The 22,936-nt window shown below is 68.1% G+C and carries 20 protein-coding genes; 10 read left to right on the forward strand and 10 right to left on the reverse strand.

The window, feature by feature from the left end; translation table 11 throughout:
* Positions 1–145: 145 nt before the first annotated feature.
* From zwf to eda, 3 genes are read left to right on the forward strand one after another with little or no spacing between them, the layout of a single operon-like run.
* Complete coding sequence (gene zwf / locus NWE53_RS25770; protein WP_265052139.1) at positions 146–1,648, forward strand: glucose-6-phosphate dehydrogenase; 1,503 nt, start codon at positions 146–148, stop codon at positions 1,646–1,648.
* Positions 1,648–2,334 (forward strand): 6-phosphogluconolactonase, encoded by a 687-nt coding sequence (gene pgl, locus NWE53_RS25775; RefSeq protein WP_265052140.1) that lies wholly within the window; start codon positions 1,648–1,650, stop codon positions 2,332–2,334. The genes zwf and pgl overlap by 1 nt, the downstream gene beginning before the upstream one ends.
* A 39-nt stretch (positions 2,335–2,373) precedes the next feature.
* Positions 2,374–3,018: a bifunctional 4-hydroxy-2-oxoglutarate aldolase/2-dehydro-3-deoxy-phosphogluconate aldolase gene (gene eda, locus NWE53_RS25780; protein ID WP_265052141.1), complete on the forward strand. Its 645-nt coding sequence runs from the start codon at positions 2,374–2,376 to the stop codon at positions 3,016–3,018.
* 134 nt (positions 3,019–3,152) lie between these two features.
* On the opposite strand, the gene NWE53_RS25785 is transcribed toward eda, so the two are convergent.
* Positions 3,153–4,259: an NAD(P)/FAD-dependent oxidoreductase gene (locus NWE53_RS25785; protein WP_265052142.1), complete on the reverse strand. Its 1,107-nt coding sequence runs from the start codon at positions 4,257–4,259 to the stop codon at positions 3,153–3,155.
* Positions 4,260–4,268: 9 nt separating this feature from the next.
* Positions 4,269–5,441: a M20 aminoacylase family protein gene (locus tag NWE53_RS25790; protein WP_265052143.1), complete on the reverse strand. Its 1,173-nt coding sequence runs from the start codon at positions 5,439–5,441 to the stop codon at positions 4,269–4,271.
* A gap of 354 nt (positions 5,442–5,795) precedes the next feature.
* Between NWE53_RS25790 and NWE53_RS25795 the strand changes: the two genes are divergently transcribed.
* Positions 5,796–6,203, forward strand: coding sequence for a peptidoglycan L,D-endopeptidase MepK (locus tag NWE53_RS25795; RefSeq protein ID WP_331489861.1), 408 nt, complete (start codon positions 5,796–5,798; stop codon positions 6,201–6,203).
* A 9-nt stretch (positions 6,204–6,212) separates the two neighbouring features.
* Here NWE53_RS25795 and NWE53_RS25800 read toward each other — a convergent pair whose 3' ends face one another.
* Positions 6,213–7,181, reverse strand: a complete 969-nt coding sequence (locus NWE53_RS25800; RefSeq protein ID WP_265052144.1) for a threonine ammonia-lyase — start codon at positions 7,179–7,181, stop codon at positions 6,213–6,215.
* A 181-nt stretch (positions 7,182–7,362) separates the two neighbouring features.
* Here NWE53_RS25800 and argE point away from each other — a divergent pair, with 181 nt between their 5' ends.
* Positions 7,363–8,505, forward strand: coding sequence for an acetylornithine deacetylase (gene argE, locus NWE53_RS25805; RefSeq protein WP_320109538.1), 1,143 nt, complete (start codon positions 7,363–7,365; stop codon positions 8,503–8,505).
* A gap of 8 nt (positions 8,506–8,513) precedes the next feature.
* On the opposite strand, the gene NWE53_RS25810 is transcribed toward argE, so the two are convergent.
* Entirely contained in the window at positions 8,514–9,770 is a 1,257-nt protein-coding gene (locus tag NWE53_RS25810; RefSeq protein WP_265052146.1) for a peptide ABC transporter permease, read from the reverse strand.
* Positions 9,771–9,958: 188 nt separating this feature from the next.
* Between NWE53_RS25810 and NWE53_RS25815 the strand changes: the two genes are divergently transcribed.
* Together NWE53_RS25815 and mobA are read left to right on the forward strand one after the other, a co-directional pair.
* Positions 9,959–10,474, forward strand: coding sequence for a DUF2478 domain-containing protein (locus tag NWE53_RS25815; RefSeq protein ID WP_265052147.1), 516 nt, complete (start codon positions 9,959–9,961; stop codon positions 10,472–10,474).
* 34 nt (positions 10,475–10,508) lie between these two features.
* Positions 10,509–11,135: a molybdenum cofactor guanylyltransferase MobA gene (mobA, locus tag NWE53_RS25820; RefSeq protein ID WP_265052148.1), complete on the forward strand. Its 627-nt coding sequence runs from the start codon at positions 10,509–10,511 to the stop codon at positions 11,133–11,135.
* Between the two features lie 15 nt (positions 11,136–11,150).
* Here the strand turns inward: mobA and NWE53_RS25825 are convergent, their stop codons facing one another.
* The 3 genes from NWE53_RS25825 to NWE53_RS25835 all read right to left on the reverse strand — a co-directional run bounded on the left by NWE53_RS25825 (position 11,151) and on the right by NWE53_RS25835 (position 13,250).
* On the reverse strand, positions 11,151–11,552 hold the full coding sequence (locus NWE53_RS25825; RefSeq protein ID WP_265052149.1) for an SRPBCC family protein: 402 nt from the start codon (positions 11,550–11,552) through the stop codon (positions 11,151–11,153).
* A 245-nt stretch (positions 11,553–11,797) separates the two neighbouring features.
* Positions 11,798–12,913: an Mrp/NBP35 family ATP-binding protein gene (locus tag NWE53_RS25830; protein ID WP_265052150.1), complete on the reverse strand. Its 1,116-nt coding sequence runs from the start codon at positions 12,911–12,913 to the stop codon at positions 11,798–11,800.
* Positions 12,914–13,022: 109 nt separating this feature from the next.
* Entirely contained in the window at positions 13,023–13,250 is a 228-nt protein-coding gene (locus tag NWE53_RS25835) for a sulfurtransferase TusA family protein (RefSeq protein WP_265052151.1), read from the reverse strand.
* Positions 13,251–13,432: 182 nt separating this feature from the next.
* Between NWE53_RS25835 and NWE53_RS25840 the strand changes: the two genes are divergently transcribed.
* On the forward strand, positions 13,433–14,677 hold the full coding sequence (locus tag NWE53_RS25840) for a molybdopterin molybdotransferase MoeA (protein WP_265052152.1): 1,245 nt from the start codon (positions 13,433–13,435) through the stop codon (positions 14,675–14,677).
* Positions 14,678–14,846: 169 nt separating this feature from the next.
* On the opposite strand, the gene NWE53_RS25845 is transcribed toward NWE53_RS25840, so the two are convergent.
* The 3 genes from NWE53_RS25845 to NWE53_RS25855 form a co-directional block, all read right to left on the reverse strand.
* Positions 14,847–15,617: a TIGR02186 family protein gene (locus NWE53_RS25845; protein WP_265052153.1), complete on the reverse strand. Its 771-nt coding sequence runs from the start codon at positions 15,615–15,617 to the stop codon at positions 14,847–14,849.
* The gene (locus NWE53_RS25850) at positions 15,614–16,543 is read right to left on the reverse strand and encodes a sulfite exporter TauE/SafE family protein (protein ID WP_265052154.1); all 930 of its coding nucleotides are present in this window, start codon (positions 16,541–16,543) and stop codon (positions 15,614–15,616) included. The genes NWE53_RS25845 and NWE53_RS25850 overlap by 4 nt, the downstream gene beginning before the upstream one ends.
* 178 nt (positions 16,544–16,721) lie before the next feature.
* Complete coding sequence (locus NWE53_RS25855) at positions 16,722–20,099, reverse strand: hypothetical protein (RefSeq protein ID WP_265052155.1); 3,378 nt, start codon at positions 20,097–20,099, stop codon at positions 16,722–16,724.
* A 347-nt stretch (positions 20,100–20,446) separates the two neighbouring features.
* Here NWE53_RS25855 and NWE53_RS25860 point away from each other — a divergent pair, with 347 nt between their 5' ends.
* Together NWE53_RS25860 and NWE53_RS25865 are read left to right on the forward strand one after the other, a co-directional pair.
* Complete coding sequence (locus NWE53_RS25860; protein ID WP_265052156.1) at positions 20,447–20,905, forward strand: MerR family transcriptional regulator; 459 nt, start codon at positions 20,447–20,449, stop codon at positions 20,903–20,905.
* Between the two features lie 195 nt (positions 20,906–21,100).
* Positions 21,101–22,897, forward strand: a complete 1,797-nt coding sequence (locus NWE53_RS25865; protein WP_265052157.1) for an acyl-CoA dehydrogenase C-terminal domain-containing protein — start codon at positions 21,101–21,103, stop codon at positions 22,895–22,897.
* The last annotated feature ends 39 nt before the right edge of the window (positions 22,898–22,936 follow it).

Raw genomic sequence — 22,936 nt, forward strand, 5'->3', positions numbered from 1 at the left:
ATTGCCTCTTTGCAGCGGGGCCAAATCGTCTCACTCTGGTCGCAGCCTTGCGCTATGCGCTTCCCGTTCGACACAGGCCGGTCGAGCGGCAAGGCTTTGCGCCGGCATTACGAAACCGGCACCGCCTTACGGAGTTGTGAGTTCCATGGACGCCATCGTCGACAATGCGCTTCGGCCCGAGAGCATTCCCGAGAGGACGCCGGTCCCGCCCTTCGATCTGGTGATCTTCGGCGCCGGCGGGGATCTCGCCTTGCGCAAGCTCTTTCCGGCTCTTGGCCAGCGCAATCGCGAAGGGGTTCTGCCCGAGGAGAGCCGCATTTTCGCGATCGTCCGCAAGGAGGAGGATGTCGAGGGCCTGCCGAAGCAGATCGCCCAGCGGCTCCATGAGGAAGGCATCCCGAAGGATCAGGTCGAGTCCTTCCTGCGCAGGCTCACCATGGTGCTGCTCGATGCGGTCCAGCCGGCGACCTACAAGGCGCTGAAGAAGGCGCTGGGCGACAGCGAGCGCGTCCGCTCCTTCTATCTCTCGACCCCGCCCGATCTCTTCATCCCGATCTGCGAGAACCTCGCCAAGGCCGATATCCTGACGCCGACCTCGCGCGTCATCCTCGAGAAGCCGCTCGGCCGCGATCTCGCCTCGGCGCGCCAGATCAATGACGCCGTGGGGCGTATCCTGCCCGAAAGCCGCACCTACCGGATCGATCACTATCTCGGCAAGGAGACGGTGCAGAACCTGCTCGTCCTGCGCTTCGCCAACACGCTGTTCGAGCGGTCCTGGTCGAGCCGCGACATCGATCATGTCCAGATCACCGTGGCCGAGACGGTCGGTCTCGAAAGCCGCGCCGGCTACTACGATAAGGCCGGGCATATGCGCGACATGGTGCAGAACCATCTCATGCAACTGCTCACTCTCTTCGCCATCGAGCCGCCGAACATGCTGGAAGCCGGCGCCGTCCGCGACGAGAAGATCAAGGTGCTGAAGGCGCTGCGTCCCATCGTCGGACCTGACGTCCAGCGCTTCACCGTGCGCGGCCAGTACGGCCCTGGCCAGATCGACGGCCAGCGCGTGCGTGGCTATGCCGATGAGCTCGGCCACGGCAGCAACACCGAGACCTTCGTCGCGGTGCGCTGCGAGATCGACAACTGGCGCTGGGCCGGCGTGCCGATCTATCTGCGCACCGGCAAGCGCATGGCGCAGCGCTACTCCGAGATCGCGGTCACCTTCAAGCCGGTGCCGCACTCGATCTTCGGCAATGGCACCTGCGACAGGCTCGATGCCAACCGCCTCTTCATCCGCCTGCAGCCGAACGACGGCGTCCAGCTCCAGCTGATGATGAAGGTGCCGGGCTCCGGGCGCCTCAAGATCGTGCCGCGCCAGCTCGACCTGCGCTATTCCACCGCCTTCGACGAACGCACGCCGGATGCCTATGAGCGCCTCCTGACGGATGTGATCCGCGGCGACCAGACCCTGTTCATGCATCGCGACGAGGTCGAGCAGGCCTGGACCTGGGTCGATCCGATCATCGCCGGCTGGCAGGATTACAGCCCGCATCCGCATCGCTACGCCGCCGGCTCCTGGGGGCCGTCGCAGGCGATCGGCCTGATCGAGCGCGACGGCCGTTCCTGGGCCGATCCGGATTTCGTCTGATGACGGCCGGCCCGCTTGCCTGGCAGCGTTTCGCCACCCTTGCCGACGCCTCCGAGGCGCTGGCCGAGGCCGTCGCGGTGCGGTTGCGGGAGGTCGTCGCCGAGAAGGGCAAGGCGCTGCTCGCAGTCCCCGGCGGCACGACGCCGGCGCGCTTTCTCGCCGCTCTCGGGCAGAAAGATCTCGCCTGGGACAAGGTCACGCTGCTGCCGACCGACGAGCGCTTCGTCGCGTCCGACGACGAGGCCTCGAACGAGCGCATGATCCGAGAGCAGTTCGCGCCGCTGGCCGAGGGACGCGCCGGTTTCATCTCCTTCCACGGCCACGGCAGCGATATCGAGGCTGCGGCAGCCCTGCTTGGCGCGCGACTTGCCGAACTTCCGCCGCTCGACCTGCTTGTCAGCGGCATGGGCGCGGATGGTCACGTCGCCTCGCTCTTTCCCGGCGCCGAGGCCACGTTCAGCGCGGTGCCTGATAGCGGCATCGTCGTCGCGCGCCCGCCCGGCCTGCCGCCACGACTGTCGCTCTCGCCGGCGCGCCTCGTCCATGCCGGCTGGGCGGGCCTGCTCGTCTCCGGCGGCGCCAAGGAAGCCGTCCTCAAGGAGGCCTCCAACCGCAAGGCACCGCTGCCGGTCGACATGCTGATCGGCCGCGAGCAGGGGCTCGACGTCTACTGGGCGAAGGAGTAGAGCCCGCTCACCCGCTCAAATCGATTGAAAGACGAGGCCATGGAAGAAACTGCCGCGATTGCCCGGTTGAAGAGCTGCGGCGTGATCCCTGTCGTCGTGATCGAGGACGCCTCGCGTGCTGTGGATCTCGCCCATGCGCTGGTCGCCGGCGGCATCGACGTCGTCGAGGTCACGCTGCGCCGTCCCGGGGCGATGGAGGCGCTTGCCGCCATCGCGAAGTCGGTGCCGAAGGCATTGGCCGTGGCCGGCACGGTGGTGACTCCGGCCCAGGTGACGCAGGTCAAGGATGCCGGCGCGCAGGCCGTGGTCAGCCCCGGCTTCAGCGAAGGCGTCGATGCGGCTTTGCGCGAGGCGGGCTTGCCCTGGCTGCCGGGCGTCGCCACGGCGTCTGACTGCATGCGCGCGGTCGCGGCCGGCCGGACCACCGCCAAGTTCTTCCCGGCCGAGCAGGCCGGCGGCCCGCCGGCACTGAAGGCGCTCTCCGGCCCGTTCCCGCAGATGAGCTTCTGCCCGACCGGCGGCGTCGGCCTCAAGAACCTCGGTGATTACCTCGCTTTGCCGCAGGTGATCTGCGTCGGCGGCTCCTGGCTCGTCCCGGCCGATGCGATCGCCGCCGGCGACTGGAGCCGCATCACAACGCTGGCGCGCGAGGCGAAGGAAGCGTTTGTGAAGGCACGGAGCTGACTTCGCCGCATGCGCGTACGCCCTGCGTCATTCTCGGGCGGAGCGAAGCGCAGACCCGAGAATCTCTGGCAGGATGCGGCTCTGGAGTTTCTTTCGGCATGAGATGCTCGGGTCAAGCCCGAGCATGACGCGCTCTATGCCGCCAGCTTCTCCCGCACCATCTCCGCGATCGCCAGCGAACTCGTCAGCCCCGGGCTCTCGATGCCCAAGAGGTTGACCAGCTCCGCCACCCCATGCACCTCCGGTCCGTCGATGCGGAAATCCGGCATCGGCTCGGTCGGCCCGTGCAGCTTCGGTCGGATGCCGGCATAGTCGGCGACCAGCGCTCCATCCAGCAATGCCGGCCAGTAGGTCCGGATCGCCGCGTAGAACTTCTCCGCCCGCGCCGGGTCGACCACCAGATCCTGGTCACTCCCGACCCATTCGACATCGGGGCCGAACTTGACGCGCCCACCCATGTCGATCGTGGCGTGGATGCCCAGGCCGGCCGCTTCCGGCACCGGATAGACCAGATGGCTGAAGGGCTGCCGCCCGGTCAGCGCGAAGTAGTTGCCCTTCGCGTAGTGCTGGACCGGTACATGCTCGGCCGGGAAGCCTGGGAGCAGGCCCAGCAGCTTCGGCGCGCCGTGCCCCGCCGAATTGACGATCGTCCGCACGGAATAGGTCGCGGGCTCCGCGCCGCCGAAATCGACGCTGAAACCCTCCGCCTCGCGCCGCCAACCGGCGATCGGCGTGTTCAGCGCAAGCGAGCCGCCGGCCGCCTCGCACTCGCCGAGCAGCGAGAGCATCAGCGCATGGCTGTCGACGACGCCGGTCTCGGGTGAGAGCAGGGCGATCTCGCAGCGCACCTCCGGCTCCATCGCCTTGGCCTCGGCGCCCGAGAGCCAGCGCAGCGAATCGACGCCGGAGGCTTTCGCCCGCGCCATGATCGTCTCCAGCGCCGGCTTCTGGGTTTCGGAGGTGGCGACGATCAGCTTGCCGCAGGCCTTGTGCGGCAGGCCGCGCTCTTCGAGGTAGCGGTAGAGCTGCTTGCGGCCCTCGACGCAGACACGGGCCTTCAGCGAGCCGGGCGGATAGTAGATCCCGGCATGGATGACCTCGGAGTTGCGCGCCGAGGTCTGGGTGCCGATGCCGTCGGCAGCCTCGGCGATGACGACCTCGCGGCCGGCCAGCGCCAGCGCGCGGGCCACCGCGAGGCCGACGACGCCGGCCCCGATCACCAGGCAATCGATGTCGCTCATCGTGAGGCGTCAGGCCCGCTGCGGCATGGCGATCTCGATCAGGCTCGCCCAGTAGTTCACGCCGACGGGGATCGCCGCATCGTTGAACTCATAGGCCGGGTGGTGCAGCCCCGCCGAGTCGCCGTTGCCGATGTTGATGAAGGCGCCGGGGCGCTCCTCCAGCATGTAGGAGAAGTCCTCTGAGCCCATGGTCGGCGGGATGTCGGTGGTGATCGCATCCGACCCGAAGACTTCCTTCGCGACGCTGGTCACGAAATCGGTCTGGCCCGCATGGTTGAAGGTCACGGGATAACCGAGATGGTATTCGAGGTCGTACTTCATGCCGAAGGCCTTCATCACGCCCTCGACGATCTCGGTGATGCGCTTCTGCGCGAGTTCGCGCGTCTTCGGCGTCAGCGTGCGCACCGAACCCTTGATCTCCGCCGTCTGCGGAATGACGTTGAAGGCCTCGCCGGCATTGAGCGCGGTGACCGAGACGACGATGGATTCGAGCGGGTCGGCATTGCGCGAGGCGACCGTTTGCAGGGCGCTGACAAGAGCGCAGGAGGCGACGATCGGGTCGTTGACGTTGTGCGGTGCTGCCGCGTGTCCGCCCTTGCCCTCGATCTTGATGTGAATGCGGTCGGCTGCGGCCATCGCCGGCCCCTTGGCGATCTCGAAGCGGCCGAGCGCGAGCCCCGGCCGGTTGTGCATGCCGTAGACCTCCTGCACGCCGAAGCGGGTGATCAGCCCGTCGTCGATCATCGCCTTGGCGCCGGCACCGCCTTCCTCCGCAGGCTGGAAGATCAGCACGGCGGTGCCGTCGAAGTCGCGGGTCTCGGACAGGTACTTCGCGGCGCCGAGCAGCATGGCGGTGTGGCCGTCATGGCCGCAGGCATGCATCTTGCCAGGCACGGTCGAGCGGTGCTCGAGATTGGTCTCCTCATGGATCGGCAGGGCGTCCATGTCGGCGCGCATGCCGATGACCTTGCCGGAATTCTGGCCCTTGCCCTTGATGATCCCGACCACGCCGGTCTGGCCGATGCCGGTGACGACTTCGTCGACGCCCCATTCCTTGAGCTTGTCGGCGACGAGGCCGGCAGTCCGGTGAACGTCGTACATCAGCTCGGGGTGGCGGTGGATGTCGCGGCGGATCGCGGTGATTTCCGGAGTCAGCGCCGCGATGATGTCGGTCTTGGGCATCGTATCCTCTGAGATAGCATGGGGCGCCGCGCAGAAAGCGGGTGCCGTCCGCACGCTAGCCCAGGCCCGGCCCGCCTGTCCAAGCCGGCAGCGCGCAGGGGGCGGGCCTTTGCGGAATGGCGGTCAGTGATCTGACAAGATGATGTGCCGTTGATTCCGCTCCGAAGGCCTCTTGGATTGCATCTACGTAATAGATCGGAAAGCCGCCAGCCATGATTTGGCCTTCCTTTGCCAATAGCGGAGGCGGCGTTCGCTCGGGTCATCGAGAATCTCTGACCTGATCATTCCTTTCCCCCTTCTCATGTTTGGTAGATGATGCGTCGTTCGTTGTTGCTTGCGTTGATGTTCGGTTTCTTGCCTGCGGTGGCCCTGGCCAACATTCCCTCCGAGAAAATTTCCTTTCAGCCTCAGGTCAAGGGCCTGGGCTGCCTCAAGCCCGAGACGCTGGCGATGGTCGCCGAGCTCATCGCGAAAATCGGGCCGATCCAGATCACCTCGACCTGCGGCGGCCGCCACGCCCGCCATTCGCAGCACTATAGCGGCAAGGCGATCGATTTCCGGCCGCTGGGGACCTCGCCACGGAAAGCGGCTGCGATCGCCCGCGCGCTCGAAAATGTCGGCGGTGTGGGTACCTACTCCAACGGCCTCGTTCATGCCGATATCGGCGAGCGCGAGGTCTCCTGGCACGGCCAGAAGCGCAGCCGCTATGCCTCCGCCGGCAAGCGCAGCCGCTACGCGAAGCTGGCCCGCAACGGCGGTTGATCTAACCGTTCAGAGCCCGAATTCGGTCCGCCAGCGCGCGATATCCTCGATCGCGACGTTCGATCCGCAGAGCACGAGACAGACGCGCTCTCCGGGGCGGAACTTCTCCTTGCGCGCCAGCGCGGCGGCCACCACGCAGGCGGCCGCCGGCTCGACCAGCACGCGCTCGTTCTGCAGCACCCAGACCAGTTCCCGCGCCGCGTCCGCATCCGGCACCACGACGATCTCCTCGAGGAATTGCCGTGCAGCCGCCATGGTGCGCTCGGTGGCGAAGGGCGCTCCAAGCGTGCGTGCGATCGAGGTCGAGCGGATCGGGACGGGCTCACCGGCGGCGAGCGCCTGCGTCATCGTCGTCGCGCCCTCGGTCTCGACGCCGTGCAGCCGCACCGCAGGGTCGAGCCCCTTCAGAGCCGCGCCGACCCCGGCCGAGAAACCGCCGCCGCCGATCGAGATGAAGACATGGTCGATGCGCCCGCCGGCATCGGCGGCGAGTTCGAGCCCCAGCGTGCCATGGCCCGCGATGATCGCCGGGTCGTCATAGGAATGCACGTGGACCATGCCTGCTGCGGCATAGTCCTCGGCCTTGGCGAAGGCTGCGATCGAATCATCGCAGAGCTCGACCTCGCCGCCGGCCTCCTGGGTCAGCCGGATGTTGAGGGCCGGCGTCGCCTTCGGCATCAGCACCAGCGCCCGGGTGCCGACCGCCCGCGCGACGAGCGAGACGGCGATGGCATGGTTGCCGCCGGAGACGGTGACGACGCCGCGCGCGAGCTCGGCAGCGCTCAGCGCCGCTAGCTTGTTGAAGCAGCCGCGCACCTTGAAGGAGCCGCCGAGCTGCAGGCTTTCGAGCTTCACCCAGGTCTCGACCCCGAGCCGCTCCGACAGGCCGGCGCTGTGATAGGTCGGCGTGCGGCGGACCTTGCCGGCGATACGAACGGCGGCAGCCTGGATATCGGCGAGGGTGACATCGAACGGCATGGCGGGTTTCGGTCCTGTTCTGGGCGCGGCGGCACCTGTTGCCGCACGAGAGCGCGTCCCGTGCAAGGCCGTCAAGCGCGAGCGAGACGGGTTTCGCCTTGTCCCTGCTCCCTGGCAGGTCCTAGCTTGCTGTCACGAAACCTGCGCGCGGCAGGGCCTTTGGAAGAGGGATGCGATGACGATGACGCCGAAAGAGATGCTTGCGAAGCTGGTTTCGTTCAACACGGAATCGCAGCGCAGCAATCTCGACCTGATCCATTTCTGCCGCGACTATCTCGCCTTGCTCGGCGTCGAGAGCAGGCTCGCGCCGAGCGAGGACGGCCAGAAGGCCAATCTCTATGCGACGATCGGGCCGAAGGGCGATGGCGGCGTCGTGCTCTCCGGCCATACCGACGTCGTGCCGGTAGCCGGGCAGGCCTGGACGTCCGACCCCTGGACCCTGACCGAGCGCGGCGGCAGGCTCTATGGCCGCGGTGCCTGCGACATGAAGGGCTTTGACGCGATCGCGCTGGCGCTCGTGCCGGAGATGCTGGCGGCGCCGCTGAAGCGGCCGATCCATATCGCGCTCTCCTATGACGAGGAGGTCGGCTGCCGGGGCGCGAGGGTGATGATCGAGGCGATGCAGGCTGATGGGATGAATCCCGCGGCCGTGATCGTCGGCGAGCCCTCCATGATGCAGGTCGTGACCGGCCACAAGGGCGCCATGCGGATGCGCACGACCGTGCGCGGTCACGCCGTGCATTCAAGCCGCGTCGATATCGGTGTGCCCGCCGTGATGGTCGCGGGCGAGCTGATCCACTGGCACAACGAGGTGATGGCGCAGAACAAGGCCGCGGCGCCCGATAACGGCTTCGAGCCGCCCTACAGCACGCTGCATGTCGGCGTCGTCCAGGGCGGCACGGCGGTGAACATCACGGCGGAGCACTGCACCTTCGCCCATGAGGTGCGCTGCGTCCCCGGCGACAGCCATGAGGACTACGCCGCCCGCTATCGCGCCAGGCTCGCCGAGATCGAGGCGCGGATGCAGGCGATCGCGCCCAAAAGCGGCATCGGCTTCGAGATCACCTCGAACACACCCGCCATGGGCCCCGAGACGGACGGTGCGGCCGAGGCGCTCTGCCGGCGGCTCACCGGCGACAATGGCAGCCATGTCGTCGCCTACGGAACCGAAGGCGGGCTGTTCCAGCGCGCCGGCTGGTCGACCGTGGTCTGCGGTCCCGGCGACATCGCCCAGGCGCATCAACCGGACGAGTTCATCGCCGTCTCGCAGCTCGAAGCCGGCGCTGCCTTCCAGCGCGCGCTTATCGCCGAGCTCTCCCGCTGAGGCAGCCGTCAGGCTGCGGGCGGTTCGCCCGCTTTTGGCCGCTTATGGCTGGCGGGGCGCATCGGCAGCGGCACCGCCGGCCGGTCGGTCCGGTACTGGCCGCGGGCGATGGCGCCGAACAGCAGCACGACGGAGGTCAGCGTCATCAGCCACCACGGCAGCAATGGCGCGAAGCCGAAGACGCTGAGCGCAAAGGCAGTGGTGAAGGCCGCGACGCCGCCGGCAGCCAGCGCTCCCGGCATCCGGCCGGCGGCGCGGATCGCGAAATAGAGACAAGCGGCGGCGGCTGCGGCGCCGACCAGCCCGAGCTCATACCAGGTCTCGAACAGCAGCGTGGCTGGCGCCGGCTGCGGCAGCGTCCCGTTCATCTGGCCGCGGACGACCGTGTCGAGCCCGTGCCCGGTGATGAGCTCGATCGGCGACTGGCGGATCACATCCGCCCAGATCGAGAGCATCTGCGCGAAACCATCGGCGCTGTCGGGCAGCGCCGAAACCAGCGGCGCGAGCAGGAAGGGCAGGATCGGCGCGAACAGCATCAGCCCGGCGATGATCGTGGCGATCACCTGCGCGGCCCGCTCGCGGCTGGCCGTCACGGCTCCGAAGGCCACGGCCCCGAAGATCATCGCGACGGTCTCGCCATCCTCGAAGCGCGTCAGCGCCAGCAGAGCCACGACGAGTGCGAGGCCGAGCGCACTCATCCCCCTTTCGCGTGACAGCAGCCAGGCGAGCGCCGGCCAGGCCGTGATGAGAACGACCGAGACGCCGCGCTCGACCGCGCCGGGCGGCGTTTCGGCATGCCTGAGCGCCGCGATGATGATCAGCCCGAGCGCGAAGATGCCGGCGCTGCCGGTGCCGAGCGGCGAGAGGTTCAGGTTCGAGGAGCGCATCCGCTCGGGCAGGGCGGAAAGCCCGGCAAAGCCGAGCACGACGGCGAGCATCAGATTACCGGCCTTCTCGGCCGCGGCAGCCGGGAAGGGGCTCCACACCAGCGAGAGGAACGCCCAGGCCACGAGGCCTAGCAGGATCAGGCCCGGGCGGCTGAGCACGGCTTCCTTGAACGCGCCGGCGAACCTGCCGGGCTCTTCGACCAGTGCCGCGATAATCAGCAGCGCGATTCCGATCGGCACGAGCACCACGGCGGCGCGGCGCGAGACCAGCGCCGCCAGCGGCAGGACAAGCGCAAGCGTGCCGAAGCCGATGCGCCGCAGCAGCAGGGCGGCGTCGGTCGCCGGGTCGAGCGGGGTTTGGGCGTTGTTGCGGATCATGCGTTCCGACGGCGTGATGGGCAGCGGCCGGCCCGGTTGCCCGAGACAAACCTTCGCCACCCTAGCGAGACTGTAAGCGCACGACTGTAGGTGCGGCGCAACACTGCGCCGGCATCTCTCGGTCGCGTGACAAAGTCTTGCGGCCACCGCCTCTGGCGTCGCGCGGCCGTTCGTGAGAGGAATCCGGCATGACGATGCTGGCTGCCATTCCTTATGCGAGCGGTTCCGCGATCGACGCCTTCATGCAGGGACTGGCGGCGCAGCTGAGACAGCGCGGTCTGCGTCTCGGCGGGGTCGTCCAGCACAATGATGATGCCTGCGACGATCGCTGCATGGCGATGTCGCTTGAGGATCTCGGCAGCGGCCGGCGCTTCCCGATCAGCCAGAATCTCGGCGATGCCGCCGCAGGCTGTCATCTGGATGCGGCCGGGCTTGCCGCTGCCTCGGCCGCTTTTGCCGGCGCGCTGGCCGAGCGGGTCGATCTCGTCATCGTCAACAAGTTCGGCAAGCAGGAGGCCCTGGGCGAGGGGCTGCGTCAGGAGATCGCCGATGCGGTGATGGCCGGCTTGCCCGTGCTGATCGCGGTACGGCACGATTTCCTGCCGGCCTGGCGTGATTTCGCCGGAGACGACTGGGTCGAGCTGGCGGCCGACGCTGTGGCGGTCGAACGCTGGGTCGCGGCTGCGATCCGGCTCGCTGCCTGACCGGCGCCGTGATGCGGCGCCGGGATTGTCTGGCATGACGGGAGCCACGCTGCCGCCCACGGTCGGCCTTATCCTCGCGGGCGGCCTCGCACGCCGCATGGGCGGCGGCGACAAGGCCCTGAAGATCCTCGCCGGCCGGACGATCCTCGCCCATGTCGTCGGGCGGCTCGGTGAGCAGTGCGACAGCCTTCTCCTCAATGCCAATGGCGATCCAGCCCGGTTCGCGGCATGCGGCCTGCTGGTCGTCGCCGATACGGTGCCGGATTTCGCAGGCCCGCTTGCTGGCATCCTGGCCGGCCTCGACTGGCTCGCGGGCCACCGGCCGGATACGGCGTGGCTGCTGAGTGTCGCAGCCGATACGCCGTTCATCCCGACCGATCTCGCCGCGCGTCTGCACCGGGCCCGCATCGCGGCGGGCGTGCCGCTCGCCTGCGCCGCCTCCGCCGGGCAGGCGCACCACGCCATCGGGCTCTGGCCCGTCTCGCTGCGAGAGGAGCTGCGCCAGGCCTTGGCGACCGGTGAACGCAAGATCAGCCGCTGGACGCAGGCGCAGGGCGTTGCCGTCGCCGAGTGGCCGGCCGAGCCGTTCGATCCCTTCTTCAACATCAATTCGCCGGAAGATCTGGTTGAAGCGGAGCGCCTCGCGGGGTTGCCGATCTAGCCACGGCGACGGGCATTACCGCTCCAGCAAGGCCTTCAACACCGCGAGGTCGCGGGACACCATGGCCGCGTCGCGCGCCATCTCATCGTCGGACACACCCTCGCGCTGGAACAGCGTGAACACCAGCTCGGCACCGTCGCCATTGGCGACGACCCGCATCGGGTTGTGCATGGCCGGCCCATGCTCGGGGATCACTGCATGGTCGAGCACGCCGTGATTGTTCGGCTCGCTGAACAGGACGCGCATCGGTCCCATCGGCGTCTCGGCGCGCCAGGTCATGCCTTCGACATGCACGAAACTATGACCGAGGCCTTCGGCCCATTGCGGGAAATTCGCCGGATCGGCCAGGAAGGCATAGACCTCCTCCACTGGGCGATCGATGCCGATGCCGATATGGCGGGCGTGCTGGACGGGCATGGCTCTGTCCTCCCAAACGCGGGTCATCCCGGCCGGAGCCCTCGGGTCCGGCCTTTTGGTCGGCCCAAGGGTGAACTCCGTGGAGAGCCGGGATCCATGCCCGAACCTCGATCGGAAGCGCTCCGGCATGGATCCCGGATCAAGTCCGGGATGACGGCGTGATTCCGTGTAAAGTCGGTCGATACTGAGAACAAAAGAAGAACATATTTACTTGCTTGTCAAGCCCCGACATCGGCCGGTCGGTGCTACTCGATGACGATCCGTGGTGCCGCCCGCATGGCGCCGCCGAGGCCGGCCTGCACCTGTCGCGCCACCGCGATATAGGCCTTGGCATGCGAGCTCTGCGGGTCGCTGGCGACGATGGGCCGGCCGCCGTCGGAGGTCTCGCGGATCGGCATGGCCAGCGGGATCTCGCCGAGGAAGGGAATATGGAGCCGCTCGGCCTCGTGCCGCGCCCCGCCATGGGCGAAGATATCGGACTGGTGCCCGCATTGCGGGCAGATAAAATAGCTCATGTTCTCGACGATGCCGAGGATCGGCACCGCGACCTTCCTGAACATCGCGACGCCACGGCGCGCGTCGAGCAGGGCCAGGTCCTGCGGCGTCGAGACGATGACGGCGCCGGCGAGCGGCACCTGCTGGGCCATGGTGAGCTGCGCATCGCCGGTGCCGGGCGGCATGTCCACGACGAGGATGTCGAGCTCTCCCCAGGCGACCTCGCGCAACATCTGCGTGATCGCCGAGATCACCATCGGCCCACGCCAGATCATCGGCGTCTCCTCGTCGACGAGGAAGCCGATCGACATCACCTTGAGCCCATAGGCCTCCATCGGCGCCAGAGTCCGGCCGGAGACGAGCTGGGGCTTGCCGGTGATGCCGAATATCTTCGGCATGGACGGCCCGTAGATGTCGGAATCGAGCACGCCGACCTTGAGGCCGAGCGTCGAGAGCGCGACGGCGAGATTGGCCGCGGTGGTCGACTTTCCGACGCCGCCCTTGCCGCTGGCGACGGCGATGATCTGCTTCACGCCGGGAACGCCGGTAGGCTTGGGCGCGCCGCCGGGGCCGGGGCGCTGCGCCTGTTGCCGGGCTTGCATGCCCGCCGAAGCCGCTGCCTTGTCCGCGGTCAGCCCGACAAGGACCTGGGTCACGCCCGGCAAGCCGCCGACCGCGCTTTCGGCCGCCTTGCGCACCGGCTCCATCGCGCCGGCCTCGGTCGCGTCGATGCCGATGGCGAAGATCACCTTGCCGCCATCGACCAGGATATCGCCGATGCGGCCGGAGGCGGCGAGCGATTGCCCGCTTGCCGGCAGCTCCACCAGTTCGAGCGCCCGCAGGACATCGGCTTGGGAGACGGTCACGTTGTCGAACTCCGTTTGTCGGAAGCGTCGTTCTCGGGCGGAGCGCAGCGCAGAGCCGAGAATCTCTTCGAGGAGATGCTCGGGTCAAGCCCGAGCATGACGCGGTTGTCTAGGCCGCCTTGCGAATATGGAAGACGAGGGCGCCGTCCGCATCCCCCTGCAACTCGATGGCATCGCCCGTTTCGCGCGCGAGATTAGGCAGGTCGATCACCGTCATCGGATCGGTGCATTGCACGACGAGCAGGCTGCCGGCCCGCGCGCCGCGAAGCGCCTTGCGCACGCGCAGCACCGGGAGCGGGCATTTCAGGCCGCGCAGATCGAGCGGAATGGTGTCCATGGTCTCGCGCCCGCCGGGCCGTTGTCGTCGCACTGCTTCATAGGACGGCTGTTCGGGTTGGAGCAACCGCCGCCATGCCGCATGCTTGACCCGCCTCGTCGCCGCGACGATGAAGGTCGGGCAGGATAACACGGAGTGCCGGCGGCGATGCTAGCGAAGAGCCGAAGCGGGCGAGGGCCGTGATGGCGCGGCTGAGCGGCGCCCGGACGGATTCCGAGCTCATCACTGTCGAGCAAGCCGGGGCTCGCGCGGCCGCGCTGGTCGCGCCGGTGGCCGATGCTCTCGCTCTGCCCCTGGGCGAAGCAGATGGCCGCACCCTGGCCGAGGCCGTGATCGCGCCGTTCGATCTGCCGCTTTTCTCCAATTCGGCGGTCGACGGTTATGCCGTCCGCTCTGCCGATCTCTCGCCCGGCGCTGAAACCCGTCTCCCGATCCTCGGCCGCAGCGCGGCGGGCGATACGGGCGGAATGCTCGGGCGGGGCGCCTGGCGCATCTTCACCGGCGCGCCGATTCCGGCCGGCGCCGACACTGTCGTCATGCAGGAGGATGTCACGCCGAACGGCGGGGAGGTCAGTCTGCCTCCCGGCCTGAAGCGCGGTGCTAATCTGCGCTTGGCAGGCGAGGATATCGCGCGCGGGCAGGTGGCCTTGCCGGCGGGGCGACGCCTGAGGCCGCAGGATCTCGGCCTGCTGGCGGCACTGGGGCTGGATCACGTCCGGGTGCGGCGTCGCCCGCGCGTGGCCGTGTTCTCGACCGGCGACGAGCTGACCGAGCCTGGGCAGCCCCTCGCGCTGGGGGCGATCTACGACGCAAACCGGGCGATGCTGCGCGCCCTGTTGGCGCGAGCGGGCGCCGATGTCGCCGATCTCGGCATCCTGCGTGACGAACCCGCCGAGCTGGAGCGGCATTTGCGCGAGGCGGCCGGCGCCTGCGACCTCGTCGTCACCTCCGGCGGCGTGTCCGTCGGAGAGGCCGATCACGTCAAGGATGCGGTGGCCGCCTGCGGGGCGCTCGATCTCTGGCGCGTCGCGATCAAGCCGGGCAAGCCGATCGCCGTCGGGTCGGTCGCCGGCACGCCCTTCATCGGCCTGCCCGGCAATCCGGTTGCCGTTTTCGTGGGCTTCATGTTCATCGCCCGGCCGGTGCTGGCCCGGCTTGCTGGCACGGCCTTCGAGGCATCAGTCGCCCTGCCGGTCACGGCGGGCTTCCGTCATCGCAAGAAGGGCGGGCGGCGCGAGTTCCTGCGCGTGAGCATCGAACGGCGTGACGATGGAGTCGTAATCGCGCGCAAGCATCCGGGCGAAGGCGCCGGCTCGCTCGCCTCGCTCGCGCAGTCGGACGGGCTTGTCGTGCTGGCCGAGCATGTCGAGCAACTGGAAGAGGGCGAGAGCGTCGCCTTCCTGCCTTATGGCGGTCTGCTCGACTAGCTCGCTGATTTTTCACGGAACCACGGCGTCATCCCGGGCCTGACCCGGGATCCATGCCGGAACGCCGCCGATAGAGGTTCAGGCTTGGATCCCGGCCCTCCGCTTCGCTCCGGCCGGGATGACCCGCATTCCCCTGAAAACGAAGCAGGCTCCAGCGCGGCCGCCCGCCTCAATCGCGTCGGAATACGACGCTCGCTCCCCAGCCGAGGAGCAGCGCCAGCAGCGCCGTCGCGAAACCATAGAGCAGCGGCCAGTCATAGGCTCCGGAAGCGAGGCGCTGCTCGATGCCGGTCTTGATCACCTCGAAGCTGGTCTGCTGGCGCGCCAGCGGAACCCCGCCGGAATACAGCACGATGTCGACGGTGTAGGAGCCGGTCGGCGCCGTGGCCGGGATGTCGATCGGCGCGCTGAACAAGGCGTTCGACAGGAAGGTGACGCCGCGTTCCTCGTAGCCGTACAGGTCCTTCGCCTGCATGATCCGGGTGAGGCTTTCGCGGAAGCGGATCGAACTGGGATCGAGATCGACCCAGTTTCCCTGCGGCAGTTCGGCATTGGCGAGGCCGATGCGGCCGCGACGTGCGGTCTCAGCGTTCATCATCTCGGCGATCGGCCGGTTGCTGGCGACGTGCAGGAAGACCGGGTTGTCAGGGAAGCGCCGCTGCGTCCGGTTGATCCAGATCGGGCCGAGCCGCTCCTTCTCGCGCACCAGCAGCATGCGCCGGGGCCCGCGGACCGTGACGATGATGTCGTAGGGATCGCCGCGCGAGACCGTGCGTCCGTCGCGCTCGACCAGTCCGAAGACCGTCAGCTGGCTGCCGGTGTAGTTCGAGGTGATCTGGATCTGGTGGCTCGACATCGCGGCGATCAGCGTCTCGGCCCGGGCCGCCACTGTCGCGAGACCGGCGCAGAGCGCGGCGAGGAGGCCGAGGACCCGCTTCATCGCGCGCTCTCCGGCACAACGACCGAGAAGGGCTCGTTCGGCGGAATGAAGAGCTCGATGGCGAAGCGCAGGCCGACCGAGAGGATCAGCAGCGCCAGCAGGAGCCGGAAGGACTCGACGTTGAGGTTGCGCGCCGCCCGTCCGCCGAACTGCGCGCCGATGACGCCGCCCAGAAGCAGGAGCGTCGCGAGGATGAGGTCGACCGACTGGTTGGTGACCGCATGCAGGATGGTCGCGCCCGTCATCGTCACCAGGATCTGGAAGAGCGAGGTGCCGACCACCACGGCCGGCGGAATCCGGAAGAAGTAGATCAGGCCGGGCACCAGGATGAACCCGCCACCGACGCCGAGCACGGCGCCGATGAAGCCGATGATGATGGCGAGCAGGGCGATAGGCAGGACGCTGCAATACAGGCCGGAGCGATAGAAGCGCTGGCGGAAGGGCAGGCCCATCCACCAGGGATGCATGCCGCCGCGCCGCTTCAGCCGCGCCGGCTTGCCGGCTCGGACGCGCAGCATGGCGCGCAGCGCATCGTAGAGCATCAGCCCGCCGATGATCGAGAACAGCGTGACATAGGACAGCGTGATGACGAGCTCGAGCTGGCCGAGCCGGCGCATCGTATTGAAGAACAGCACGCCGAGGACCGTTCCGACGATGCCGCCCGAGACCAGGACGCCCCCGAGCTTGAGGTCGAGCGCCTTGCGCCTGAGATAGGTCAGCACCCCGGTCATCGACGAGCCGGCGACCTGCGCCGCGACCGTCGCGACCGCGACGGCGGGGGGAATGTCGAGGAAGATCAGGAGGGGCGTGAGCAGGAAGCCGCCGCCGACGCCGAACAGGCCGGAGATGAAGCCGACCGCGCCGCTCAGGCCGAGCACCATCAGCACGCTGATCGGAAGCTCGGCGATCGGCAGGTAAATCTGCACTCTTACCCCTCGCAGGCGGGTGCATAGCCGCTGCTTGCACCGATTTGTCCCAGACTGAACCGCCCAGGTTAAAAGATGTTGCTGAAATGGAAGACGGGCCGCTACCGGCCCGCCTCAAGAGACTATCGTTCTGCTTGCCGCGTCAACACGTCGAAAGCATGACGCGCCGGCGCCGGGCTCAACTCCGCGCCGGCTTGTTCGGCTTGGCTGCCGCTGCGGTCGGGCCGGCGTCCCAGCCCTTGGCCGGCGGCGTCACGTCGTTGGCGACGGCATCGAGCGCCTTGGGCTTCCAGTTGCTGGCGGTCGCCTTGGCGGCGGCGAGCTCTTCCGGCTTCATGCGCTGGGCGACCTCGTCGCGCTTGCGGCCGGCATCCTCGTCGCCCTGCGTGGCGGCCACCGAGAACCAGACGAAGGATTGGGCGAGATCGGTCGGCGCCCCGAGGCCGCGGCCGAGCAGGACCGCGAGATTGTACTGGCTGTCGCGCACCCCGAGCTCGGCGGCGCGGCGGAACCACTCGGTCGCGACTGCATAGTCCGCCTTGCCGGAGACGCCCTCGGCGTGGAGCACCGCAAGGTTGTGCATCGCCTTGGCGTTGCCACGCTCGGCGGAGCGCTGGTACCAGATGCGGGCGAGCGCGAGATCGCGCTGCGTGCCGATGCCCTTCTCGAACATGTTGCCGACGCGGAACTGGGCAGGAGCGAGCCCCGCCACGGCCGCGCGCTCGAACAGCCGCAGCGCGAGCTTGGCATCGCGTTGGGCGGCGGGACCGTCGACGGCCTTGCTTGCCAGCTCGTAGACGGCGCGCGCATCGCCATCGAAGGCGGCCTTGCGCAGCCCGGCACTGCCGAAGCCCGCCGGCAGGTCGCCGAGGCCGGTCACCGCCTGCACATTCGATTCCGTCGCCGGGGCAGGAGCCGCCTGGCTGTCCATCGCGGCCGGACCGACAGGACCGGGGGGCAAGGCCGCAATCTGTTCCGGCGCAACGATGGCCGGCGCAACAATGGCCGGCGCCGGATTCGGGGGAGCCGACGACAGTGCCGAGGACTGGTCCTTAGCCGCAGCCTGATCCTTGACCGGCGCCTGCGACGGCTCGGCCGGCGCTTCCGGCTGGGCCACCGGCGGAGCGACGAGGCTGCGCGCTTCGCCGTTCGCGTTGGCGGTTTTGGTGCCGTCGCCGCGCAGCGCACCGGTGACGATGTGGGCCGTGCCCATCGCCAGGACGAGCGCGGCGAGACCGAGCAGCAGCGGCCGCTTGCGCTTCTCCAGGATTTCCTTGAGCCGGCCGGAGCTTTTCGTTGTCGGCTCAAGGCTGGCCGAGGGCGCGCTCGCTGCCGCCTCGCTGGCAGCTTTCGCCGAGCGCCGCGCGGCGGCGATCAGGCTCTGGCGGACCGATTGCTGGTCCTGACCTGTGGCGACATTGCTTTCGGGGCGGGGACGGCCGGAGCCCGGCTCCAGCGGCAGGTCGAAGGCCGTATTCGGCAGCGTCGGAGCGCTCTCGACGCGGGAGGAGGAGGCAGGCGCCCCAAAGCGATCCTGAGCGGCGGCGCTGACGGAGGGGCCGGTGCTTTCGCGAGCGGGAGCAGCAGGCGCGCGGCCGGTCGTCTCCTCGGCACGCGCCATTGTCTGAGCGCGGGGGGGTGCATTCCGGCGCTCGCCTTGCAGCTCGGCCTCCAGCCCGGAGAGCCGGCCCATGATCGCCTCGAGCGACATGTGGACGGCGCCCAGCGCATCCTGCGTCTGGCGCTCGGACGAGACATGGGTGTCGCGCAGGCCGGTGACGAGGTTCGACAGCTCGGCGATGCCCTTGCCGGGCGCCGCGGCCGTGCTGGTCGCCTGGACGAGGGCCGCCCGCTCGGCCGCAGTCTCCTCGCGCATCGACCGCAGATGCACGACGAGATCCTGCAGCGTGCGCTCGATGCCGGTTTCGGCCGTACGTGTCGCTGCCGCCTCGTCGAGGCGAGTTGCAATGCCTGAAATCTGCTGTTCCAGGGCTTCGAACGATTGCGAGTCGGCGCCGGGGGCGCCGGCTTCGTCGATCTTGTCGGCGAGATGGCGCAGCATCTGCTCGATCGGGCCGAGATCGACCGGCGTCGCCGGGTCGCCTGTGCCGACCATGCGGTTGAGCTGGCTCGATGCGGCGAGGCTCTCGATCCGGCCGGCCAGCGCTTCGATCTGGCGGGTGACGGCGGATGGGCCCTGCTCGGCGAGGAGCTCGATGCGGTGCTGCAAGGCGTCGATGCGATCGTCGAGATGGTCGCCATGCCGCTGCGCCGTGACGTCGTCGAACTTGCGCGACAGCATTTCGATCTGCGTCGCGAGCGAAGCCAGGGGCGCGGCGTCGAAGTCCTGTGGCCGGCTGGACAGGACCGTGCTGCGCACGTCCTCGATCGCAGCCGAGAGCGTACGCATCTCCCGCGGGTCCGGCTGGATTTCGCGCAACCGGCCGATCTCGAAGCCGAGCGAGGCGACCTGCTGGGCGAGGTCCTCGAGCCGGTGATCCTGGCCGCCGGATGCGACCAGGCTGCGCAGCTCCGCGATGTCGCGCATCACCGGGTCGAGGTTGGCCGTCTCGCCGCCGCGCGTCGCGAGCGCGTCGATCTTGGCGGCGAGATGCGCGATTTCGAGCTGGAAGCGCTGATAGCTGTCGCCCGTGCGATCCTGCGACAGCCGCGAGACCTCGGCCTCGATCCGGGCCAGGGGCTTGAGCAAAGGTTCGAACTGGTCGCGCCGGTCGAAGCGGTCGAGACGCTCGGCGAGGCCGGCGATCTTGTTCTCGATGATGCTGGTGTCCGCCTGGCGCGGCTGCGGAGCGGCGGGGCGCTGTGCCGAGGTGCGCCGGGTCCCGAGGGAGAGTCTCGATTCCAGCTCCCGCAAATCCTCCCGCAACGCGGAGATACGTTCCGGCGCGACGCTTGCGGCACGCGAGGGCACGGTTTCCTCGGTGTCGAGAACGCGCTGGCGCGTGCGGATGTCGGTGACGGCCGCCGCCAGCCCGTCGCGGCTGAAGGCGAGACGCGGCGAATGCTCGGCCCGGTTCTGCTGGATCTCCTGGCTGCGCCGCTCGATGTCGGCGATGCGTTCGCCCATCGTTTTGATCGCCTCGGCGATGACGCTGGTCGCGCGCTCCTGTCGTTCGGCGGAGCCGCGCTCGCTCGACGACATGCGGTCTTCGGTCTTCTCGATCCAGCGGGCGATGGAATCGAGCGCGCCCGCGGTGCGGGTGCTGGCCTCCCGGGTCAGGCGTTCGATGCTGGCGGCCTGGTTGACCACGGCATCGAGTTCGAAACGCGACAGGTCGGGAACGGCGTTGCGCGGCGCGGTATCCATCTGTCCCTGGGACAGGCGTGCGAGCCTTTCGGAAAGGGCCGCGATATCCAGCTGCTCGGGCTTGGCGGGTGTCGGTGTCGGGGCGAACTCGGGCTCCCCGCTCTCGTCGCGGATCTTGTGGTCGAGCCATTCGCCGAGCGTCATGCCGGCGCGCCGTGCCGCTGCCTTTGCCGCGTCGCGCGTCCGGGGATCAACGCCCTTGACGCTCCAGGGCAAGCTGTTGGCCATGTTCTCGCTCGCCTACGGGGCCGATCTCCACGTCGGGTGCGGCCCCCTGATGCCGCAAACCCGCCGCGCGAACCTGGGCAGTCGTGAAGATAATGTTGACGACGCCGATGCGCGTTCCCGACATTTGACGGCCATGGTAAACAACGAGTTAAGAAACGGCTTCCGAACCGTTAATTTTCCGCCATTGACTCATGGGAACATCGGCCGGGCCGCGATGTAACGGTAACTTACCCGGGCAAAGCGACGTATTACCTGACGCAACGAAAGCGTCTTCCGTATGAGGAGGTATCCTGATCGATGCTGCCGTATGGGCAGCGATTCGATCTCCCGCAAGGAACGAGACCTCCATGTCGCGCCAAAGCCTGGCTATGGCGGGTTCTTCGAGTCATGAAGCCCGCTCTATAAACGCACCCGCCGAGGCCGATGAGGCCGGCGAATTCACCATCAGCGATCTCGCTCGCGACTTCGACGTCACGCTGCGTACCCTTCGCTTCTACGAGTCGCGCGGCCTGATCACGCCGACCCGTTCGGGGATGGTGCGCATCTATTCTGCGCGCGATCGCGCGCGGCTCGCATTGATCCTCAAGGGCAAGCAGCTCGGCTTCACGCTGGTCGAGATCCGCGCCATGCTCGCCAATGAGGACAAGAAGGGCGGGGCCGGGGACAAGGCCGCCAATGTCGGTGGCCTTCAGCTCAGCCGCGACCAGATCGTCGAGCAGCTCGAGCTGCTGCGCAGCCAGCGTGCCGAGATCGAAAGCGCGATCTCGGAGCTTGAGGCTTCGCTCGCCCGCTTCCCGAAAGCCTGATCTCCTTTTCGTTCTGGCTACCCACGAAACCCCGGCTTTGCCGGGGTTTTTTTATGCCGCATGCCCAGCGGCCGTCCGCAGAACGACAAAAAGGCGGTGTACCCGGTTGCATGTCGACCGGGATTGTTTATATATGAACCATCTTCAAGCGGCCCGGTTGACGAAGTGCCGCTCAGCGACGAGAGGGAGGACCAGATGCCGGTCTACAAGGCGCCCGTCGACGATACGCTTTTCCTGCTCAACGACGTTTTCAACATCGAGCGCTACAACAATCTCCCGGGCTTCGCCGATGCGAGCGCGGATGTGGTCGAGGCTGTGCTCGGCGAGGGCGCCAAGCTCTGCGAGGAAGTCCTTCAGCCGATCAACTATTCCGGCGACCAGGAGGGCTGCACGCGCCATCCCGACGGCCGGGTGACGACGCCGAAAGGCTTCAAGGCGGCCTATGAGGCCTATGCCGGCGGCGGCTGGATCGGCCTCGCCATGGACCCCGAATATGGCGGCCAGGGCCTGCCCTACACGCTCGGCGCCGTGATGAACGAATATGCCTCCGCCGCGAACATGGCCTTCGCCATGTATCCGGGCCTGACCATGGGCGCGATCGCCGCGCTCTACGTCCATGGCTCCGACGAGCAGAAGCGGGCCTATCTGCCGAAGATGATCGAAGGCACATGGTCGGGCACGATGAACCTGACCGAGCCGCATTGCGGCACCGATCTTGGCCTGCTCAAGACCAAGGCCGTGCCGAACGGCGACGGCTCCTACGCGCTGACCGGCACCAAGATCTTCATCTCGGCCGGCGAGCAGGACATCACCGAGAACATCATCCACCTCGTGCTTGCCCGCATCGAGGGCGCACCGGCCGGCGTGAAGGGCATCTCGCTCTTCGTCGTGCCGCGCAACCAGATCGGCGCGGATGGCTCCGTCGGGGAGAACAACCACGTCTCCTGCGGCTCGATCGAGCACAAGATGGGCATTCACGGCAATTCGACCTGCGTCATGAACTATGAGGGTGCGCAGGGCTGGCTCATAGGCGCCGAGAACAAGGGCCTCAACGCCATGTTCGTGATGATGAACGAGGCCCGCCTCGGCGTCGCCATCCAGGGCCTCGCCCAGTCGGAGGTCGCCTATCAGAACGCCGTCGTCTACGCCAAGGAACGCCTGCAGGGCAGGGCGCTGACCGGCGCCCAGGCTGCCGACAAGCCGGCCGACCCGATCATCGTTCATCCCGACGTGCGCCGCACGCTGATGTCGATCAGGGCGTTCAATGAGGCGGCCCGCGCCTTCGTGCTCTGGAACGCGTTGCAATCCGACATCGCCCATCGCTCGGGCGATGCCGCCGAGCGCCAGGCGGCCGACGACCAGCTCGGCCTGATGACGCCGGTGCTCAAGGGCGTGCTCACCGATATCGGCTTCGACAATGCTGTGAAGGCGCAGCAGATGTTCGGCGGCCACGGCTACATCGCCGAGACCGGCGTCGAGCAGTTCGTCCGCGATGCCCGCATCGCCATGATCTATGAGGGCGCCAACGGTGTGCAGGCCATGGATCTCGTCGGCCGCAAGCTCGGCCGCGACGGCGGGCGTGCCATCATGGCCTTCTTCAACGAGGTCGGCGGCTTCCTGAAGGACAACGCCGAGGACGAGGCTCTGAAGCCTCTGCTCGGGCCGCTCCAGGTCTCGCTCGGCCATCTCCAGCAGGCGGCGATGTGGTTCATGAACAACGCGCTCGCCAAGCCGGACAATGCCGGCGCGGGGGCGAACGACTTCATGCACCTGCTCGGTCTGGTCTCGCTCGGCTACATGTGGGCGAGGATGGCCAAGGTCGCGCAGGAGAAGCTCAAGGCCGGCGCCAACGGCGCGACCGAGCGGATGAACGCCAAGCTGGTCACGGCCCGCTTCTTCATGGAGCGCACCTTGCCCGAGACTGCCGCGCATCTGGCGCGGATCACTGCCGGTGCCGATACGACCATGGCGCTGACGCCTGAGCAGTTCTGACGATCGACGGTCATGCCTGGGCTCGACCCGGGCATCTCT

Origin of the sequence: Bosea sp. NBC_00550 (assembly GCF_026020075.1) — a bacterium.
In the GTDB taxonomy this organism is placed as follows: domain Bacteria; phylum Pseudomonadota; class Alphaproteobacteria; order Rhizobiales; family Beijerinckiaceae; genus Allobosea.

Bases quoted from the DNA above. Each gene is read 5' to 3' on its own strand.
- NWE53_RS25845 (WP_265052153.1), bottom strand. From the start codon at position 15,617: ATGAAGCGGGTCCTCGGCCTCCTCGCCGCGCTCTGCGCCGGTCTCGCG.
- NWE53_RS25855 (WP_265052155.1), bottom strand. From the start codon at position 20,099: ATGGCCAACAGCTTGCCCTGGAGCGTCAAGGGCGTTGATCCCCGGACG.
- NWE53_RS25800 (WP_265052144.1), bottom strand. From the start codon at position 7,181: ATGCCGTTCGATGTCACCCTCGCCGATATCCAGGCTGCCGCCGTTCGT.
- mobA (WP_265052148.1), top strand. From the start codon at position 10,509: ATGACGGGAGCCACGCTGCCGCCCACGGTCGGCCTTATCCTCGCGGGC.
- NWE53_RS25790 (WP_265052143.1), bottom strand. From the start codon at position 5,441: ATGCCCAAGACCGACATCATCGCGGCGCTGACTCCGGAAATCACCGCG.
- NWE53_RS25815 (WP_265052147.1), top strand. From the start codon at position 9,959: ATGACGATGCTGGCTGCCATTCCTTATGCGAGCGGTTCCGCGATCGAC.
- NWE53_RS25785 (WP_265052142.1), bottom strand. From the start codon at position 4,259: ATGAGCGACATCGATTGCCTGGTGATCGGGGCCGGCGTCGTCGGCCTC.
- NWE53_RS25835 (WP_265052151.1), bottom strand. From the start codon at position 13,250: ATGGACACCATTCCGCTCGATCTGCGCGGCCTGAAATGCCCGCTCCCG.
- NWE53_RS25825 (WP_265052149.1), bottom strand. From the start codon at position 11,552: ATGCCCGTCCAGCACGCCCGCCATATCGGCATCGGCATCGATCGCCCA.
- argE (WP_320109538.1), top strand. From the start codon at position 7,363: ATGACGCCGAAAGAGATGCTTGCGAAGCTGGTTTCGTTCAACACGGAA.
- NWE53_RS25810 (WP_265052146.1), bottom strand. From the start codon at position 9,770: ATGATCCGCAACAACGCCCAAACCCCGCTCGACCCGGCGACCGACGCC.
- NWE53_RS25860 (WP_265052156.1), top strand. From the start codon at position 20,447: ATGTCGCGCCAAAGCCTGGCTATGGCGGGTTCTTCGAGTCATGAAGCC.
- NWE53_RS25865 (WP_265052157.1), top strand. From the start codon at position 21,101: ATGCCGGTCTACAAGGCGCCCGTCGACGATACGCTTTTCCTGCTCAAC.
- pgl (WP_265052140.1), top strand. From the start codon at position 1,648: ATGACGGCCGGCCCGCTTGCCTGGCAGCGTTTCGCCACCCTTGCCGAC.
- NWE53_RS25840 (WP_265052152.1), top strand. From the start codon at position 13,433: ATGGCGCGGCTGAGCGGCGCCCGGACGGATTCCGAGCTCATCACTGTC.
- zwf (WP_265052139.1), top strand. From the start codon at position 146: ATGGACGCCATCGTCGACAATGCGCTTCGGCCCGAGAGCATTCCCGAG.
- eda (WP_265052141.1), top strand. From the start codon at position 2,374: ATGGAAGAAACTGCCGCGATTGCCCGGTTGAAGAGCTGCGGCGTGATC.